This window comes from Coralloluteibacterium stylophorae (assembly GCF_018122625.2).
GTDB lineage: Bacteria > Pseudomonadota > Gammaproteobacteria > Xanthomonadales > Xanthomonadaceae > Coralloluteibacterium > Coralloluteibacterium stylophorae.
Genome location: NZ_JAGQFT020000002.1, coordinates 329446 through 346829, shown reverse-complemented (window position 1 = coordinate 346829; position 17384 = coordinate 329446). Strand labels below are relative to the sequence as shown.

Below are 17384 nucleotides of genomic sequence, written 5' to 3'. Positions count from 1 at the left end.
GGCCTCCAGAAGGAACAGCCATGAGCGAGCAATTCGACGTCATCGTCATCGGCGGCGGTCCCGCCGGCTACCACGCCGCGATCCGCGCCGCGCAGCTGGGCATGAAGACCGCCTGCATCGACGCCTTCGCCGGCAAGGACGGCAAGCAGGCCCTGGGCGGCACCTGCCTCAACGTCGGCTGCATCCCGTCCAAGGCGCTGCTGGATTCCTCCAAGCAGTTCCACAACCTGCAGCACAACTTCGAGATCCACGGCATCACCGCCAGCAACGCCGCGATCGATGTCGGCACCATGGTCGGCCGCAAGGACAAGATCGTGAAGCAGTTCACCGGCGGCGTCGCCATGCTGTTCAAGGCGAACAAGGTCACGCCGTACTTCGGCAAGGGCCGCCTGCTGGCCGGCCGCAAGGTCGAGGTCACCGCACCCGACGGCGGCACGCAGACGCTGGAAGGCAAGCACGTGATCCTGGCCTCGGGCTCGGTGCCGATCGAGCTGCCGTTCGCGAAGTTCGATGGCAAGACCATCGTCGACAACGCCGGCGCGCTCGACTTCGAGGCCGTGCCCAAGCGTCTGGGCGTGATCGGCGCCGGCGTCATCGGCCTGGAGCTCGGCAGCGTGTGGAAGCGGCTGGGCGCCGAGGTCACCGTGCTGGAGGCGCTGCCGGAGTTCCTGGCCGCCGCCGACGCCGACGTCGCCAAGGTCGCCGCCAAGGAGTTCAAGAAGCAGGGCCTCGACATCAAGCTCGGCGCCAAGGTCTCCAGGGCCGAGGTGCAGGGCGACGAGGTGCACCTGACCTACAACGACGGCAAGACCGACCAGTCGCTGGTCGTCGACAGGCTGCTGGTCGCGGTCGGCCGTCGCGCGGCGACCGAAGGCCTGCTGGCCGAGGACTGCGGCGTCAAGCTCGACGACCGCGGCCGCATCGAGGTCGACGCGCACTGCAAGACCGCGGTCGAGGGCGTGTGGGCGGTCGGCGACTGCGTGCGCGGCCCGATGCTCGCGCACAAGGGCTTCGAGGAAGGCATCGCGGTCGCCGAGCTCATCGCCGGGCTGCCGGGCCACGTCAACCTGGACACCGTCCCGTGGGTCGTCTACACCGAGCCCGAGATCGCCTGGGTCGGCAAGACCGAGAAGCAGCTCAAGGACGAGGGCATCCCGTACAAGGTCGGCAGCTTCCCGTTCGCGGCGGTCGGCCGTGCGGTGGCGATGAACGAGCCGGCCGGCATGGTCAAGATGCTCGCCCACGCCGAGACCGACCGCGTGCTCGGCGTGCACATGGTCGGCGCCAACGTCTCCGAGCTGATCGCCGAGGCGGTGGTGACCATGGAGTTCAAGGGCGCCGCCGAGGACCTCGCGCGCATCGTCCACGCCCACCCGACCCTGTCGGAAGCCGTGCACGAGGCGGCGCTCGCCGTCGACAAGCGCGCCATCCACAAGGCGAACTGACGACGCCGGCGCCTTCCGCGCCGCGTCGCTCCCAGGACCCCGGCTCAGCGCCGGGGTTCTCGCTTTCCGGCCCGGGCCGGCACGAGGACACCATGAGCGATCCGATCTCCGCCGTCTGCGTCTACTGCGGCTCCAACTCCGGGCGCCTGCCCGTCTACGCCGACCGGGCGCGCGCCTTCGGCCGCGCGCTCGCCGGACGCGGCCTGGAACTGGTCTACGGCGGCGGCCGCGTCGGCCTGATGGGCACGGTCGCCGATGCCGTGCTCGCCGATGGCGGCCGCGCCTTCGGCGTAATCCCGCGCCAGCTGGTGGAGGCCGAGGTCGCCCACTCCGGGCTGACCGAACTGGTGGTCGTGGAGACCATGCACCAGCGCAAGACGCGCATGTTCGAGCGCGCGCAGGGCTTCGTCGCCCTGCCCGGCGGCTTCGGCACGATGGAGGAGATCTTCGAGGTGCTGACCTGGACCCAGCTCGGCATGCACGCGCGGCCCTGCGCCTTCCTCGACGTCGCCGGCTACTACGGTCACCTCGAGGCGATGCTCGACCACATGGTCGCCGAGGGCTTCCTCAGGGCCGCGCAGCGCGCCAACGTCTGGATCGGCGACGACATCGACGCGCTGCTGGACTGGATGCAGAGCTACCGGGTGGAGCCGGTCTCGAAGTGGATCGTGCCCCCGGCCGCCGAGCAGACGCAGGCCGGCTGAGCACGGCGGCGCGACAGCCGTCACCCGGCCGACATCGGCCTTTCACCGCCGGTTCAACCGCGCGGCGCGGACCGCTACAATTCGCGCACCATCGGCGCAGCCGCGCCCGCACGCGCCCAGGCGCCAGGACACCCATGGCACGCATCCTCATCGTCGACGACTCCCCCTCCCAGCTCGCGGGCATGAAGCGCATCGTCGAGAAGCTCGGCCACGAGCCGCTGTGCGCCGAGGACGGCGCCGCGGGTGTGGAGGTCGCCAAGCGCGAACTGCCGGACCTGATCCTGATGGACGTGGTCATGCCGAACCTCAACGGCTTCCAGGCGACGCGCTCGATCAGCAAGGACGCGGCCACCGGCCACATCCCGATCGTGCTGGTCACCACCAAGGACCAGGAGACCGACAAGGTGTGGGGCATGCGCCAGGGCGCCAGGGCCTACATCACCAAGCCCTTCAACGAGGCCCAGCTGACCGAGGTCATCCGCGACCTGCTGCAGCCGGCCGCCAGCGGCGAGGCCGCGCCCAAGGCGTGATCCACGGCGGGCGCCCGCCCGCCTGCTAGGCTCGCGGGCCATGTTCTCGTGGTCCGCCCTCACCACCTCCCATCTCTTCGCCAGCACGCTCGCGGTGCTGGTCTACATCCTCGGCAGCCGGGCCGCGCGCGAGCGCCGCGCGCCGGCGGGCGCGGTCGCCTGGGTGCTCTCCCTGCTCCTGGTACCGTGGCTCGCCCTGCCGCTGTACCTGAGCTTCGGACGGCGCAAGCTCCCGCGCCTGCCGCGTCATCGGGCAGCACCGGCGCCCGGGGCCGTCGCCAGCTGGGCACAGGCCCTGACCGCGGCCTTCGAGCTCGAACCGGCCGCGCCGGCAACCGTTCGTTTCCACGCCGACGGCCGTGCCGCACGCCAGGCTCTGCTCGACACGATCGACGCCGCCCGCGCGCGCCTCGACCTGTGCAGCTTCATCATCGCCCGCGACGGCATCGGCCACGAGGTCATGCAGCGGCTGCGCGCACGCGCCGAAGCCGGCGTGCACGTGCGCGTGCTGGTCGACGGCCTGAGCATCGCCCTGCTGCCATGGGCCGACATCCGCCGGCTGCGAGAGGCGGGCGGCGAGGTCGAGCTGTTCCGCCCGCTCACCCGGCTGCGCAGCGATGCCCCCCGAAACCTGCGCAACCACCGCAAGCTCACCATCGCCGACGGCGCGCGCCTGTGGAGCGGCGGACGCAACGTCGCCGACGAATACTTCCTCGGCCGGGCCGGGGAGGCGCCGTGGATCGACCTCAGCTTCGATCTCAAGGGCGCCGTCGCGGGGGCGGCAGCACGTCGCTTCGATGCCGACTGGCTCGCCGCCACCGGCCGCGGGGCGCCGCCACTGGCGCCGCCCGCGCAGCCCGAGCACGGCCGGCTCGCGCAGTTCCTGCCGAGCGGACCGGACCAGCTCGAGGACACCGCGCACGCGTTGATCGTCGCCGGCTGCTGGCACGCGCGCCGGCGGATCCTGGCCGTGACCCCGTACTTCGTGCCCGACGACGGCCTGCTGACCGCGCTGCGGCTCGCCGCGCGCCGCGGCGTCGACGTGCACCTGGTGATCCCCTCCCGCAGCAACCATCGCCTCGCCGACTTCGCGCGGCACCGGGCGCTACGCCAGCTCGCCGCGGCGGGCGCGACGGTCAGCCTGGTCGACGCCATGGTCCACGCCAAGGCCCTGGTCTTCGACGACCGCCTGGCGCTGTGCGGCTCCTTCAACCTCGATCCGCGCAGCCTGCTGCTCAACCACGAGGCGGGCGTCGTCTTCCACGACGGCGACGACATCGCCTGGCTCGCGGGCTGGATCGAAGCGCTCGCCCGCGACCGCGCGCGCGGCTACGTCGCCGATCGGCCCGGGGTGCTGCGCGACACCGCCGAAGGCCTGGTCACCACCCTCGCCTTCCAGCTCTGATCGCCGGCACGAGCGGACAGGTCAGGCCGACTCGAAGGCCCTGGCCATGTCGCGGTAGAGCGCGCGCTGCGCATCGGTGGTGGCCCTGGGCGCGCGGATCTCGAGTTCGACGATCTGGTCGCCGGCGGGCGTGCCCGGCAGGCCGCGGCCGCGCAGGCGCAGCTTGCGGCCGGCATCGGAATCCGGCGGGATCCTGAGCTCGACGTTGCCGCCGAGGGTCGGCACCTGCACCGTCGCGCCCAGCGCGGCCTCCCACGGGGCGACCTGCAGCGTGTGCAGGATGTTGCGGCCGTCGACCTCGAACTGCGGATGCGCGCGGAAGTCGATCTCCAGCAGCAGGTTGCCGCCGCCGCTGCCCTGCCCGGCCAGGCGGATCACCTGCCCGGGACGGATGCCGGCGGGGATCCGCACGTCGAGCATGCGCCCGCCGACGTCGAGGCGCTGCTGCCCCCCGGTGTAGGCCAGCTCCAGCGGAATCGACAGCTTGGCGCGGGTGTCCCCGCCCGCCTGCGGTCCGCGTGTGCCGCGCGCGCCCGCGCCGCGCCGCTGCCCGAACAGCGACTCGAAGAAGTCGCTGAACCCGGCGCCGCCGGCGCCCGCACCGCCGCCGAACACCTCCTCGAAGTTGAAGCCACCCGGGCCGCCCTGGCCGAAGTTCGGCGGCGGCTGGAACTCCTCGCCCGGCCGGTAGCCGCGCGAGCGCAGCTGGTCGTAGGCGGCGCGCTTGTCCCTGTCGCGCAGTACCTCGTAGGCCTCGTTGATGGCCTTGAACCGCTCCTCGGCCCCCTGCTCCTTGCTCACGTCCGGGTGGTACTTGCGCGCGAGCCGGCGGTAGGCCGTCTTGATCTCGGCATCGCCGGCGGTCTGTTCGACGCCGAGGGTCTCGTAGTAGTCCTTGAACTGCATGCGATGGTCCGTGGAAGGGGCGACGCGCGGGTCGCCGGGGGAACGGAAACGAAAAGGCCCGCGGGGGCGCCGCGGGCCGATTCTAAGGCCCCGCCCGCACCGGCCGAAGCCGATGCGGACCGCCGCTCACTGCACCTGGATGCGGCGCGGCTGGATCTCGGGCTTCTTCGGGATCACGACTTCCAGCACACCGTGGCGGCCGGTGGCGACGATGCCGTCCGCATCGACGCTGTCGGGCAGCGTGAAGCGGCGCTGGAACGTACCCTGCGAACGCTCGCTGCGCAGCGTGCGTGCGCCCTCGCCAGGCGCCTCGATGGCGCGCTCGCCGCTGATGGTGAGCTCGCCGGCGTCCATCTGCACCTCGATCGACTGCGGGTCGACGCCCGGCAGGTCGGCGAGGATGACGAAGCGCCCGGCCTCCTCGCGGATGTCGACACGCGGCGCCCAGCGCGACGGCGCGGCGTCGGCGGCCGCCTGCTCGTCGCCGAAGACGCGGCCGAAGAGCTGGCGGAGTTCGGCCTGCGCGGTGGCGGCCGGAACCCGGGTCCAGGCCCGGGCGGGATTGCGAACGATGGTCATGGATGTCTCCGAACATGGGGGCGGCCCGTGGCCACCGATGGCCGGTAGATGTGGCCCGGCGGCGACGCTTCAAGTTCAACCCCGGCAGCGGGCGCCCGCCCGCCGCCGCGCGGCTAGACTGTGTTCATCTGCCGGCACTGGGCCGGAGCCAAGGACATCCATGACGATCCAGGTCGGCGACAGCCTCCCCAACGCCAACTTCAACGTGCTCGACGACGGGGTCCGCACCGTCGATACCGAAAGCGTCTTCCGCGACCGCAAGGTGGTGCTGTTCGGCGTGCCGGGCGCCTTCACCCCGACCTGCTCGGCCAAGCACCTGCCCGGTTTCGTGGAGGCCATGCCCGAGTTCGACCGCCGCGGGATCGAGGTCGCCTGCCTCTCGGTCAACGATGCCTTCGTGATGCGCGCCTGGGCGGACGCGGCCGAGGTGCCGCCGGGCATCCGCATGCTCGCCGACGGCAACGGCGAGTTCACCCGGGCGCTGGGCCTGGAGATGGACGCCACCGCCTTCGGCATGGGCATGCGCTGCAAGCGCTTCGCGCTCTACGCCGAGGACGGCGTGGTGCGCCTCCTCAACGTCGAGGCACCGGGCGAGTTCCGCACCTCCAGCGCCGAGCACGTGCTCGCCCAGCTGGACTGAACGACGCCGCCGATCGGTTCACTGCGGCGCCGCGTCGCCCAGCGCGCGCCGCAGCGGCTCCAACTGGCGCTCGTAGCGGCGCCAGGCGCCGAATCCGCGGCGGTGGATGCCACCGTGGATCTGCGGACTGCTGGCGGTCGCGACCGCGCCGCCGGCCTCTTCGATGCGGATCACGCCAGGCTCGTAGTCCAGACCGCAGAACGCCAGGATCCGACGTGCCGCCGCTTCCGGTTCGGCGACGAGGTCGGCATAGCCGACATCGAGGATGGCGCCCGGCATGACGGCGTGCCAGTGCGCCATCAGCCTGCGGTACTGCAGGAAGTAGTCCGCGAGTTCGGCCTGGTCGTAGGAATAGGCGCAGGCATCGGAGAACAGTTCGCGCAGGTTGGAAAAGCAGGTATCCATCGGATCGCGCGTCATGTGCAGGATCCGGGCCTGCGGCAGCGCGCGGCGGATGAAGCCGAGATTGAGGAAGTTCGACGGCAGCTTGTCGCTGACGAAGCGGCGACCGTTCCGGCGCCAGTCGAGTCCGGCGAGGTAGCCGGCACCCACGACGGTGTAGTCGACCGAGCCGGCGCGCGCGACGATCTCGCCGTCGATCGGTCCGCGGCAGTGGTGGTCGGTCGCCAGGCGCATCTGTGCGGTGAAGTCGTAGAGTTCGCCGGCGTCGTGCACGGCACTGTGCCCGGCGAGGATGCGTTCGAGCAGCGTGGTCCCGGAGCGGTGCATGCCGACGATGAAGACCGGAACCACCGCGTCCGCCGCCGGCGCGGCAGCGTCTTCCGCCGCCATGAACGCCGCGTCGCAGCGCGCGACCAGCCCATCCACCAGGGTCCGCGATTCCGCCGCCGAGTACGGCAGGCGCGCGCGCTTGGCCCGGCAGCCGCGCTCCAGTGCTGCCCAGGCCTGTTCCGTGCGGCCGATGTCGTCGCACTCCTTGTGCAGGGCGAAGGCGAGCAGCGCCTCCTCGTCGCTGCCGCGAGGCACCCGTCCGAGCTGCACCTCGAGTTCGCGCACGTGGTTGCGCTCCGCGCTCTGGCGACGCAGCCGGCTGCGGTGCCAGTGCGCCTGCGCGAGCCCCGGCGCACGCGCCAGGCAGGCCTCGAGGTCCCGGGCCGCCTCCTTGTTGCGCCCGAAGTAGCCGAGCACCTGCGCACGGCTCACCCGGCTGGGCGGGTAGTCCGGATCCGCACGCACCGCCTCGTCGAGAAGGCGCAACGCGCCGGTCTGGTCGTTGATGTAGCTCAGCACCGCGGCCAGCCCCAGCAGCACCGGGATCGGCAGTCGCTCCGGCGGCGGCAGTCGCGCGACCAGCGCATGCAGCTCGGGGATCAGATTGAAGGTCCGCAGCCGCGACGCGAGCTCGACCAGCCGCTCCGGATCGGTCGGCGCCAGCGCATGCGCCTGCAGGACCGCGCTGCGCGCAGCCCGGTGGCCGCCGAGCCAGCTTTCGACGTAGGAAAGCTGCAGCCAGGCACGGGCATCGTCGGGCTGTGCGGCCACGATCGACTCCAGCATCGCCTTTGCGGCCGGCCACTGCCGGGCGGCGAAGTATCCGTCTGCGCGCTGCCAGCGCCGCTGCGACCGCATGTCCATCATTCGAGCCTAGATCAACACGCACGAAAAAGGCGGCCGCCCTGAGGCGGCCGCGAAGAGACTCAATGGAGAGAGAGCCCCCTGATCTTGTTTACCACTGGTACCTGACCATGAAGCGGACCTGCCGAGGGGACTGGAACACCAGAGGATTGCGGTAGGTGGTGCCCAAGACCGGGTTGCCGCTCGAGTCTTCGCCGTCCTCGTCCACGGCCAGAGCGCGCTCGCCCCCGAAGAGGTTGAATACGTCGACCTGGAAGCGCAGGCGCCCGTCGGCGAACGTCGGGGTGTACGCCAGGTTTGCGTCGAAGGTGTAGATCCACGGCGTGCGGCCCGCGGTGCCGCGCGAGACGACGGTCGAGCCATTGTCCGCGTTCTCGTCCGGCACACCCGGATCGCACGAGAAGTAGGAGTTGCCGTACAGGCTGGTGTTCTCGTCGCCGAGGAACCCGAAGCAGTTCACCGGACGCCCGGACTGCACCAGCAGGTTGCCGCCAACGGTCCACTCCTCGGTCAAGTCGTAGCTACCGAAGAGCTTGATGGTGTGGCGGCGGTCGTTGGGCAGGTAGCCGTTGGAACCTATCGCCAGCTCCGGGTAGTCGAAGTCCTGGGTGACGTTGGTGTCGGCCTGGCCGATGTCCGACTTCACCCCGCCCTCGGTGTTGCCGTAGCTCTTGGCCCAGACGTAGGAGCCCTGCAGGAACAGGTCGTCCCACTGCCCGCGCAGGTTGAACTCGACGGCCTGGTAGTTGCGCTTGGCCTTGGGTGCGAGGAGGGCGCCGTCGATCGTGATCGTCTCGAGCGTACCGTCGCCGTCGACGTCGGCGATGGTGACCAGATCCTCGCCCGGGTTGAACATGCGGCAGTAGGGGAAGTTCGGGTTGACCGGGTTGAACTCGAGGCCGTTCTCCTCGGCATAGGTGACGAAGGGACGGTAGTCGCAGGTGTCGTCGATCGCCGCCTTGAGCTCGCGGTAGGTGCCGCGGATCCCGAAGGTCAGATTGTCGTTGAGCGCCTTCTCGAAGCCGAGGATGTACTCGTCCTGGTACTGCGGATCGAGGTTGGTCGAGGCCACGGTATCCGGGTTCTTGCCCTCGCCGTACTCGTTGTTCAGGTACTGGATGTCGCTGAGCGGAGTAAGCCCGGTGGGCTCGCCGGTGATCGGATCGATGCCGGTGTAAGCGAAGTACTGCCGGCTGTAGAGCGATGCGCTGGCGCCACGGATGGCCACCGACGAGGTCAGCGGCAGCGCGTAGCGGCCGGCGTTGCCGTACACCTTGAAGGTGTTGTCGCCGTTGACGTCCCAGCTGAAGCCCAGGCGCGGGGTGAACTGGTCCTTCTGCTCGACGTACACCTCGCCGGCGCCGTTCTTGTTCTCGAAGTTGTCCCAGCGCAGGCCGACGTAGGCGTTGAAGTTGTCCGTGATCGACCAGGTGTCCTCGACGTAGTAGGCGTGCTGGTTGACCTCGACCGTCGAACCGTTCTGGAAGATTCGCTGCTCGACGCGATTGCCCCGGCTGCCGTCGGCCAGCGTGTAGTTCTGGTATGCGTAACGCGCACCACCCTCGTAGCTGGCGCCGGCGATCGATTCGTACTCGTCGACGTCGTAGCCGAACCGCACCAGGTGATCGCCCAGCGCCCACTCGGCGTCGATGCGGTACTGGTCGCGGGTGTCCTCGCCGTCGGCGCGATCGAGGGTGCCGATGAAGTTGCAGCCGGTGATCAGGCCGCCGCTCACGTCCAGGCGCTGGTCGACGATGATCGGGCAGCCTTCGGCGTAGCCGATCTCGCCGTTGTACGACTGGCGGGTGCCATTGGCGGTGATGCCATAGAGATTGCGCTTGAAGGTGCTGGTGCCGTAGAGCGCGGAGAGCGTGAAGGTGTCGGTCAGGTAGCCGGTGTACTTGCCGACGTAGTTCTCGCCGCCGGTTTCGGTATGGACCGTGCCGAGATAATCGCCGCGATCCGCCTGCGCATCGCCTTCCGAGCGGTAGACGTCCTCCTCGCCCTCGGTCTCGTCCGAGAAGGCGGTGAACTCCAGCCGGTTGTAGTCGTTGATGTTCCAGTCGAGCTTGACCAGCCAGGACGGCGTCTCGTCGTCGAAGTCGGAATTGGTGGACGAGACGTAGTTGCCGTAGGCGGTCTCCTTCTCCCTCTCGTACTGCACCAGGGCGAAGCCGAACAGCCTGTCCCTGACAAGGGGACCGCTGGCCCACGCCGAGGCATAGCCGTTCCAGAGGTTGTCGTTGGAGTTGTCCGAGCGGATCGTGCCGTCGTTCTGGTAGGAGTTCGGCGGGTTGTCGCGCAGCGATTCCGGCGCGTAGTAGACGACGCCGCCGGCATGGAAGTCGTTGGTACCGCTCTTGGTCGTGATGTTGACCACGCCGCCCAGCGAGCGCCCGAACTCGGCACCGTAGCCGCCCGTGAGGATCTGCTGTTCGGCGATGGCCTCGAAGGGAATGGAGCCGAAATCGAGCCCGCGGAAGCTGTTGGTGACGTTGAAGCCGTTGACGTAGTACTGGTTCTCCGCCACCGAGGCGCCGCCGAAGGAGGCGAGGTTGCCGAAGGCAGCGTCGCCGCGGTTCGCACCTGGCGCCAGCAGCGCCGCGCTGGTGATGTCGCGCGGCACCGGGATCTTCTCGAGCTGCTCGGAGGTCAACACGGTGCTGTTGGAGAACGACAGCGGATCGATCGTGTTGATGCGGCCACCGGTGACCTGGATGGCTTCGAGGGTGGTGGCGCCGGCGGCGGCCTGGGCACCGAAGTTCACGGCGGTACCCGTGCCAGCATTGACTGCGACCGTCCGGGTATCGGTGGTGCCGTCGCTGCGGGTCGCCGTGACGGTGTACGCGCCGGCAGGCAGGGCCGGGACGCGATAGGCACCGCTGGCATCGGCGGTGATCTCGCGCCGGAACCCCGTGTTGGGATTCTCCACGACCACCGTGTCACCAGGCTGGGTCTGGCCGAAGACCACACCCGCCGTCGACTGCGCCTGGGCGGTCGATGCGAGACACAGCCCCAGCGCCACCGTCAATGCCGACCGCCTGAGGTCGCGCCCCATCTTGCCCGCAGTATTGCCCTTGGTCATTCCCTGGATCTCCGAGTTCAAAGAAATATGAACAGCCCGTGACTCCCCTGCTTCCAAACGAATGTTTCACATGAAGGAAACTTTAACAACAGCTGTCCCGATGCTGAATGGAGGCGGAAGAAACCGCGCAGTTGCGGGCTTCCGGCACAACTGGCCCCAAATTATTCCGCTGATAGAACAATCTTTTCCGACAGGCGGCGAAACTCGCGCCAGGCATGCCGTCCTGCCGTCGCAGCTCCGACCGAGTGCTGCGGCCGGCGGGCCGAAGACCGCCGTCGCGCACGACACCGTCACCCGGCGCAGGCATAAGGTCGGGCTGCGCCCCGGCCGGGGGCGCCTCATGTGAACGCCTACAGGGGGCAGAGCATGGCAACCGATATCGAGCAGGAGATCGCCGAGGCCTGGGCGGATCTCCGGGAACTGGGGAAGGGCGTGGATCGCACCCTCTCGTTGAGCCCGGCGCGGCGCATCGTCCGCAGTCCGCTCACCAGCGGACCGCGTGCGGTGGTGGTCGGCACCTACAACAGCCAGGTGCGCTACCGCGACTTCCGCGCCGACGTGATGTACGCGCTCGAGGAACAACGGCGCATCGAACTGCAGGGCGAGGCGCCGCGACGGCGAAGGCGTCCGCCCGGGCGCCTGTGCCTCGATTCCTGACGCCGCCGGGACGACTCGACGTTGCGCCGACGGAAGGGAGCGCAGGCTGCAGGGCATGACTGCCGCATCGCCGTCCAGCGCCATCGCCCGTCGCATCGCAGGCGTCTGCCTGGCCTGCGCGCTCGCCGCCGGCTGTTCGCCTGAGCCGCAGGATGCGGCCGCCCCGATCGCCGCGCCACCGCCGCCGGTGCGCTACGACGCCGCGCGCGATGAAGCGCCGCGGGAGCCGCCGGACGTCGGGCAGCTACGCGAACGGCTGCGCAACGCGACCGTGGACGTGCCGGGCGACGGTGCGCCGGACGTGCGCGTACGCCTGGACGGGGGCCGTGCCGACTACCGCACCGACAGCGAGCACGGCACGGTCGAACTGATCGCGGTGCTTGGCGCGGTGCCGACGCCGGACGGCGCCGATGTCTTCGCCGACGTCTCGGTGATCCGCGGCGGCTCGGGCGACTTCCGCTACCTGATGCTCTTCCACGACGCCGGCGCGGGCCTGCGGCAGACCTCGTCCTTCCTGGTCGGCGACCGCGTCGTGCCGAACGGAATCGAGGCCGAGCTGACCGACGATGCCACCTACACGCTGCGCCTGGAGTACCTCGATCGCGGCGAGGGCGAAGCCATGGCCGAACCCGCGCACCTGCCGCGCGAGCTCGAGCTGGAGGTCGCCGGGCACCGCATCCTCACCCGCAGCGCGCGCTGACGGCAGGATGCGCATCGGCGTGCTGACCGGCGCCGGCATGTCCGCCGAGAGCGGCGTGCCGACGTTCCGCGACGCGCTCACCGGGCTGTGGGCGCGCCACGATCCGGCCGAACTGGCGACCGAAGCCGCCTTCCGCCGCGACCCGGCCCTGGTCTGGGGCTGGTACCGCTGGCGCGCGGCGCAGGTCCGGCGCGCGCTGCCGCATCGCGGTCACACCGGATTGGCCGCGCTCGCCGCCACGCACGAGGTCCGTGTCGTGACGCAGAACGTCGACGACCTGCACGAGCGTGCCGGGTCCATCGACGTCGTGCACCTGCACGGCAGCCTGTTCTCCTCGCGCTGCAGCGACTGCGGCCGGCGCGCGGTTCCCGAACCTCTCGCTGCGGCCCTGGCCGATGCCGACGAAGCCGCCCGCCTGCCGCCGCCGGCCTGCTCGCATTGCCCGGGCACGATCCGGCCCGGCGTGGTGTGGTTCGGCGAGGCGCTGCCGACAGCCGCATGGGACGCCGCCCTCGATGTCGTCGCGACGGCGGAGCTGCTGGTGGTCGTCGGTACCTCCGGCCTGGTCCATCCGGCCGCGGCGCTGCCCTCGCTGGCGCGCCGCGCGGGCCTCCCGGTGATCGAGATCAATCCGCAGCCCGGCGCCATCGCCGAGGTCGCCAGCGAATCCTGGCGCTGCACCGCAGGCGCCGGCATCGCGCGGCTCCTCGAGCGGCTCGACGCCGGCGGCTGACGGCGCACCCGGCTTCAGCGCGCCGCCGCCTCGTCGGCGCGCGCGGCGGAGCCCGCGGCCGTACCCTCGGTTTCCAGCAGCCGCTTGCGCGTGTAGAGGAAGCGCGTCAGCTCGTAGTCGAAGGCCGCCCCCGTGGCGTAGTAGCGGAAGGGAATGTTGGCGCGGGTGTCGACGGCGTCCGTCGCACCGACCGCCCAGGCCCCGTCGCTGGTGTACAGGCCCCAGGCGTCGACGGCGCGGACGGCGCCTAGGTCGCCGAACGAGCCGATCCCGTCGCGCAGCGTCGAGGGCCCGTAGAACGGCAGCACGAGATAGGGGCCGGCGTCCACGCCCCAGTGCGCGAGCGTGTCGCCGAAGCCGGTCGGCGCCGCCGGCAGGCCGAGGTGCCCGGCCACGTCGAACAGGCCGCCGACGCCGATCGTGGTGTTGAGCAGCAGCCGTCCGAGGCTGCGCCCGCTCTGCCCGAGGCGCCCCTGCAGCGCGTAGTTGAGCACCGTGCCGACCTCGCGCAGGTTGGCGAAGAAGTTGTGGATGCCGCTGCGCACCGGGCCGGGCACGAATTCGCGATAGCCCTCTGCGACCGGCAGGAAGATCGCCTCGTCGAAGCGCGCATTGAAGCGGTACACGCCGCGGTTGAAGCGCTCCCAAGGGTCCCAGGCCTCCAGCGGCGGCACCTCGTCCTCGGTGATGGGCTCGGCGTTCGGTGTCGCCGGCACGGACGCTTCGGCCAGCGTGGCCTCGCCCATCGCACCCGGCATGGTCGGCGCCTCGCTTCCGGCCGCGACGTCGCCACTCGACGCTGCGCCGAGCATGCCCGCGGGCACCGGCGCCGCCGCGGGCGTGCGCACGTGGCGCTCGAGATGGGTGTTGCAGCCGGCGAGCGCGAACACGCCGGCGAGCAGCAGCATCGGCGTCCTCATCGGCCGGCCTCCCCGTAGCGCCCGGCGAGCATGGCGAGCATTTCCTGGATCTGCGCGCGCTCGCCGATGTTGCCGAGATGGCCGCCGTGGTCGTAGACGCGGATGCGGGGGCCCAGGGTGCTGCGCAGCCAGGCCAGCTCGCCGGCATCGAGGATCAGGTCGTCGCTGTTGGTCTGGACGTAGTAGTCGCCGTCGTCGGCGAGGGTCGGGCCGATCACCCGCAGCGTGTTCTGGCGCACCAGTTCCTCGCGGGTGATGCCGGGCCGCCGCGCCATGTAGTAGGGAGCGAACACCTGGTCGAAGTAGTCGGCGAAGGTCTTGCTGCGCAACGCGCGGAACGTGGCCTCCATCGGATCGCCGACCTCCGGCGGATCGTCCGGATCCACCACCACGCCGGTGCCGGCGTAGAGGTCGCCGGCGAAGAAAATGTTGGCGAGGGCGAGCCGGAAGGTCAGCGCGATCGCCGCCGAGAACTCCGCGTCGGTCTGCAGCACGCCCGCGGCCGCACGCAGCAGGAACTGCTCGTCGACCTGCACCGCGTTCCAGGCGACGTAGCGGTTGGCGAGCTCCGCGTAGAGCTGGCGGTACAGGCGCTCCACGCCGGCGTCGCCGGAGCCGATGGTCTGCGCGAACAGCCGGTCGAGGCGGCCGATCGAACTGAACAGGCTCACCGGCGGGTTGACCATCACCACCCGGTGCACGCCGAGGCCGCCTTCGCGTGCATCGACCGCCTTGACCACGGCGGCGTTGGCGCCGCCGAGGCTGTAGCCGACCAGGTGCATGTCGGTGATCGCCGGATCGCCCGGCAACGCGGCCCGGATCTGCACCAGCGCGCGGTGCAGGTCGTGCCCGTCCTGCCACAGGTCGCCGGCCACGCCGGTACTCGAGGCGGCGGTGATGAACTGCGGGAAGGTCGGCGACGGCACCGTCAGCACGTGGTAGCCGGCGCCGTACAGGGCCGCGCGCAGCACGCCGATCTTCTCGGTGTTGCCGTCGCCGCCGGTGCCGGCGACGACCACCGCCAGCGGCGCGGGGCGGCCCTGGTCCGAGAACCAGACGGTAAGCCTGCGGTTGAACCAGAACACCTCCGGCACCGGACGATTGCCGCGGATGTCGACCTCGATCTCGCGCACCGGCACGGTTTCCGGCAGATCGGCGCGATCCTCGGTACCGGTGCCGAACACGGTCGCGCGCAGCGCGGCGGAATCCGCGAGCCCGGTGGCCGGCCCGTCGGCGGCCATGTCCGCGGCCGCCGTGGATGGCTGTGCGGTGGCCGCGCCACCGGTGGAGATCAGGAAGGCCGCCACGCCCTGGAGCAGCGCCCGCAACCCGCCCCTCATGCCCGCGCCCCGCGGGCGCCCGCCACAGCCTGGTCCATCTGTCGTCCCGTGCAGTCGCGGCAAGCCCGCGTACCGTGCAGTGCAGCAGGTCCGATGCGCAGCGCGGATGAAGAAGCCGCCCGTCTCAGGCGCGATCGTTGCGGACCTGCGCGTGGCTCACCAGCGCGAAGACGAAGCTGCCGCCGACGATGTTGCCGAGCAGGGTCGGCATGCCGAAATGCATGACCGACTCGCGCAGCCCGAGCCGGCCCTCGAACACCAGGTACAGGATCTCCACGGCGCCGACGATGATGTGGGTGAATCCGCCGATGCCGATCAGGTAGGTCACCCCGATGATGATCCAGACCTTGGCCTGCTCCGCCGCCGGGATCAGCCAGACCATGGTCGCGATCAGCCAGCCGGCCATCACGCCCTTGCTGAACATCTCCCAGGCGCTGTTGGCCATCACCTCCTCGCCGATGCGGATCATGGCCGCGCCGGTCGGTGCGTCGAAGATGTGCATGTAATGGGCGGCGGCCGCGAACAGCGTCGCCCCCACGAGGTTGCCGGCCAGCACCACGCCCCACAGGCGCAGCAGCCCGCCGAGGCCGGCCCAGGTCGGGCAGGACATCAGCGGCAGCACCACGGTGAGCGTGTTCTCGGTGAACAGCTGCTGGCGCGCGAGGATCACCACGACGAAGCCGAAGCAGTAGCCGAGGCTGTCGACCAGATAGGTCCACTCGGCCTCGGGAAGCCGCGCCTGCAGCAGGGCGCGCATCAGCATCGAGAAGCCCATGGTCAGGCCGGCGGCCACCGCCGACCATGCCAGCGCGGCGATGGGTCGCGCCAGTTCCTCCTCGCCCTGCAGGCGCAGGGTCTCGTGCAGGACGGCCGCGCGCTTGGGCAGGCCGTGCTCGACCTGGTCGCGCTCCCCGGGATCCACGCGCTTGAGGGCATCATTGCCCGCGCCGATGTCCTGGCGCGCGCGGCGCCCACCGTTGCCGCCGTGCCTGTCGCCCTCGTTCATCGCGCCACCTCGCCCTGCCGACCGCCATCCTCGCGGTGCGCCCGTGTCGGCATCGTCGAAGCGCGGCGCATCGTCCACAGGAGACTCCATGACCGCTACCGTCAACGTCGCGCTCGTCGGCTACGGCCTCGCCGGCAGCGTGTTCCATGCACCGCTGATCCGGCACGTGCCGGGCCTGCACCTGCACACGGTGGTCTCCAGCGACGCCGCCAAGGTGCACGCCGCCGACCCGCGCGCGCGCGTGGTGGCTGCCACGGATGAGGCCCTGGCCGATCCGGAGGTCGGGCTGGTGGTGATCGCGGCGCCGAACCATCTGCATGCGCCGCTGTCGCTGCGCGCGCTCGAGGCGGGCAAGCACGTCGTGGTCGACAAGCCGTTCGCGCCGACGCTGGCCGAGGCGCAGGCGGTGGTCGCCGCGGCGGAAGCCGCGGGCCGCACCCTGACCGTGTTCCACAACCGGCGCTGGGACGGCGACTTCCTCACCCTGCGCCGGCTCGTGGCCGCCGGCGCGCTGGGCGCGATCGCCGAGCTGCACTCGCATTTCGACCGCTTCCGCCCGCAGGTGGCGCAGCGCTGGCGCGAACGGCCGGGCGCGGGCACCGGGCTGTGGTTCGACCTCGGCCCGCACCTGGTCGACCAGGCGCTGCAGCTCCTCGGGATGCCGGATGCGGTCGAGGCCGACCTGCTGCGCCAGCGCCCCGACGCCGAGGTGGACGACTACTTCCACGTCGTCCTGCACTACCCGCGCGCCCGTGTCGTCCTGCACGCCGGCTCGCTGGTCGCCGCGCCGGCGCCCCGCTTCGCCGCGCACGGCAGCGCGGCGAGCTTCCTGCGCCATGGTCTCGATCCGCAGGAGGACGCGCTGCGGCGCGGGCAGACGCCGGCGACCGCGGGGTTCGGCGTCGATCCGCGACCGGGCTCCCTGGTCGCGGGCGACGGCTCGATCCGCGAGCTGCCGCTGCTGCCGGGCGACTACGCCGCGTTCTATGCCGGCGTGCGCGATGCGCTCCTGCACGGCGCCCCGCCGCCGGTGTCCGCCGCGGAAGCGCTCGCAGTGATGCACGTGCTGGAAGCGGCGGCGGGCAGCGCGGCCGCCGGGTGTCGGGTCGCGCTGCGCGAAGCCTGACCGGCGCCGCGC

General features: G+C 70.9%; 16 protein-coding genes. 9 read left to right on the top strand and 7 right to left on the bottom strand.

The genetic code is table 11. The features are described from left to right. Positions 1-20: 20 nt before the first annotated feature. The 4 genes from lpdA to KB893_RS04000 all read left to right on the top strand — a co-directional run bounded on the left by lpdA (position 21) and on the right by KB893_RS04000 (position 4084). Positions 21-1445: a dihydrolipoyl dehydrogenase gene (gene lpdA / locus KB893_RS04015; RefSeq protein ID WP_211926198.1), complete on the top strand. Its 1425-nt coding sequence runs from the start codon at positions 21-23 to the stop codon at positions 1443-1445. Positions 1446-1549: 104 nt separating this feature from the next. Then, the gene (locus KB893_RS04010) at positions 1550-2149 is read left to right on the top strand and encodes an LOG family protein (protein ID WP_211926213.1); all 600 of its coding nucleotides are present in this window, start codon (positions 1550-1552) and stop codon (positions 2147-2149) included. Between the two features lie 134 nt (positions 2150-2283). Then, on the top strand, positions 2284-2679 hold the full coding sequence (locus KB893_RS04005) for a response regulator (RefSeq protein ID WP_211926197.1): 396 nt from the start codon (positions 2284-2286) through the stop codon (positions 2677-2679). A gap of 40 nt (positions 2680-2719) precedes the next feature. After that, positions 2720-4084, top strand: coding sequence for a phospholipase D-like domain-containing protein (locus KB893_RS04000; protein WP_211926196.1), 1365 nt, complete (start codon positions 2720-2722; stop codon positions 4082-4084). 21 nt (positions 4085-4105) lie between these two features. On the opposite strand, the gene KB893_RS03995 is transcribed toward KB893_RS04000, so the two are convergent. Beyond that, on the bottom strand, positions 4106-4990 hold the full coding sequence (locus KB893_RS03995) for a DnaJ C-terminal domain-containing protein (RefSeq protein WP_211926195.1): 885 nt from the start codon (positions 4988-4990) through the stop codon (positions 4106-4108). A gap of 126 nt (positions 4991-5116) precedes the next feature. Beyond that, on the bottom strand, positions 5117-5569 hold the full coding sequence (locus KB893_RS03990; protein ID WP_211926194.1) for an Hsp20/alpha crystallin family protein: 453 nt from the start codon (positions 5567-5569) through the stop codon (positions 5117-5119). Between the two features lie 160 nt (positions 5570-5729). On the opposite strand from KB893_RS03990, the gene KB893_RS03985 reads away from it, so the two are divergent. Next, complete coding sequence (locus tag KB893_RS03985) at positions 5730-6209, top strand: peroxiredoxin (protein ID WP_211926193.1); 480 nt, start codon at positions 5730-5732, stop codon at positions 6207-6209. 18 nt (positions 6210-6227) lie between these two features. Here the strand turns inward: KB893_RS03985 and KB893_RS03980 are convergent, their stop codons facing one another. Further along, positions 6228-7727, bottom strand: coding sequence for a tetratricopeptide repeat-containing sulfotransferase family protein (locus KB893_RS03980; protein WP_211926192.1), 1500 nt, complete (start codon positions 7725-7727; stop codon positions 6228-6230). Positions 7728-7896: 169 nt separating this feature from the next. Then, on the bottom strand, positions 7897-10890 hold the full coding sequence (locus KB893_RS03975; RefSeq protein ID WP_213173452.1) for a TonB-dependent receptor: 2994 nt from the start codon (positions 10888-10890) through the stop codon (positions 7897-7899). A 366-nt stretch (positions 10891-11256) separates the two neighbouring features. On the opposite strand from KB893_RS03975, the gene KB893_RS03970 reads away from it, so the two are divergent. The 3 genes from KB893_RS03970 to KB893_RS03960 are packed head-to-tail and all read left to right on the top strand — an operon-like array spanning position 11257 to position 12980. Further along, positions 11257-11547 carry a hypothetical protein gene (locus KB893_RS03970; RefSeq protein WP_211928087.1) on the top strand — a complete coding sequence of 97 codons (291 nt, stop codon included), beginning with the start codon at positions 11257-11259 and terminating at the stop codon, positions 11545-11547. Positions 11548-11602: 55 nt separating this feature from the next. Beyond that, positions 11603-12247 (top strand): hypothetical protein, encoded by a 645-nt coding sequence (locus KB893_RS03965; RefSeq protein ID WP_213173451.1) that lies wholly within the window; start codon positions 11603-11605, stop codon positions 12245-12247. Positions 12248-12254: 7 nt separating this feature from the next. Beyond that, positions 12255-12980 carry an SIR2 family NAD-dependent protein deacylase gene (locus tag KB893_RS03960; RefSeq protein WP_213173450.1) on the top strand — a complete coding sequence of 242 codons (726 nt, stop codon included), beginning with the start codon at positions 12255-12257 and terminating at the stop codon, positions 12978-12980. 14 nt (positions 12981-12994) lie between these two features. Here the strand turns inward: KB893_RS03960 and KB893_RS03955 are convergent, their stop codons facing one another. The 3 genes from KB893_RS03955 to KB893_RS03945 form a co-directional block, all read right to left on the bottom strand. Further along, on the bottom strand, positions 12995-13900 hold the full coding sequence (locus KB893_RS03955; RefSeq protein WP_211926632.1) for an MlaA family lipoprotein: 906 nt from the start codon (positions 13898-13900) through the stop codon (positions 12995-12997). Beyond that, positions 13897-15228, bottom strand: coding sequence for an esterase/lipase family protein (locus tag KB893_RS03950; protein WP_211926633.1), 1332 nt, complete (start codon positions 15226-15228; stop codon positions 13897-13899). Before KB893_RS03950 ends, KB893_RS03955 begins: the two co-directional genes overlap by 4 nt. A gap of 136 nt (positions 15229-15364) precedes the next feature. Further along, entirely contained in the window at positions 15365-16246 is an 882-nt protein-coding gene (locus tag KB893_RS03945; RefSeq protein WP_211926634.1) for a formate/nitrite transporter family protein, read from the bottom strand. Between the two features lie 88 nt (positions 16247-16334). Between KB893_RS03945 and KB893_RS03940 the strand changes: the two genes are divergently transcribed. Further along, positions 16335-17372 (top strand): oxidoreductase, encoded by a 1038-nt coding sequence (locus KB893_RS03940; protein ID WP_211926635.1) that lies wholly within the window; start codon positions 16335-16337, stop codon positions 17370-17372. The last annotated feature ends 12 nt before the right edge of the window (positions 17373-17384 follow it).

What these genes read in the sequence shown, in the direction of transcription:
- lpdA (WP_211926198.1), top strand. Translation starts at nt 21, where the DNA reads ATGAGCGAGCAATTCGACGTCATCGTCATCGGCGGCGGTCCCGCCGGC.
- KB893_RS04005 (WP_211926197.1), top strand. Translation starts at nt 2,284, where the DNA reads ATGGCACGCATCCTCATCGTCGACGACTCCCCCTCCCAGCTCGCGGGC.
- KB893_RS04000 (WP_211926196.1), top strand. Translation starts at nt 2,720, where the DNA reads ATGTTCTCGTGGTCCGCCCTCACCACCTCCCATCTCTTCGCCAGCACG.
- KB893_RS03995 (WP_211926195.1), bottom strand. Translation starts at nt 4,990, where the DNA reads ATGCAGTTCAAGGACTACTACGAGACCCTCGGCGTCGAACAGACCGCC.
- KB893_RS03990 (WP_211926194.1), bottom strand. Translation starts at nt 5,569, where the DNA reads ATGACCATCGTTCGCAATCCCGCCCGGGCCTGGACCCGGGTTCCGGCC.
- KB893_RS03985 (WP_211926193.1), top strand. Translation starts at nt 5,730, where the DNA reads ATGACGATCCAGGTCGGCGACAGCCTCCCCAACGCCAACTTCAACGTG.
- KB893_RS03980 (WP_211926192.1), bottom strand. Translation starts at nt 7,727, where the DNA reads ATGCTGGAGTCGATCGTGGCCGCACAGCCCGACGATGCCCGTGCCTGG.
- KB893_RS03975 (WP_213173452.1), bottom strand. Translation starts at nt 10,890, where the DNA reads ATGACCAAGGGCAATACTGCGGGCAAGATGGGGCGCGACCTCAGGCGG.
- KB893_RS03970 (WP_211928087.1), top strand. Translation starts at nt 11,257, where the DNA reads ATGGCAACCGATATCGAGCAGGAGATCGCCGAGGCCTGGGCGGATCTC.
- KB893_RS03965 (WP_213173451.1), top strand. Translation starts at nt 11,603, where the DNA reads ATGACTGCCGCATCGCCGTCCAGCGCCATCGCCCGTCGCATCGCAGGC.
- KB893_RS03960 (WP_213173450.1), top strand. Translation starts at nt 12,255, where the DNA reads ATGCGCATCGGCGTGCTGACCGGCGCCGGCATGTCCGCCGAGAGCGGC.
- KB893_RS03955 (WP_211926632.1), bottom strand. Translation starts at nt 13,900, where the DNA reads ATGAGGACGCCGATGCTGCTGCTCGCCGGCGTGTTCGCGCTCGCCGGC.
- KB893_RS03945 (WP_211926634.1), bottom strand. Translation starts at nt 16,246, where the DNA reads ATGAACGAGGGCGACAGGCACGGCGGCAACGGTGGGCGCCGCGCGCGC.
- KB893_RS03940 (WP_211926635.1), top strand. Translation starts at nt 16,335, where the DNA reads ATGACCGCTACCGTCAACGTCGCGCTCGTCGGCTACGGCCTCGCCGGC.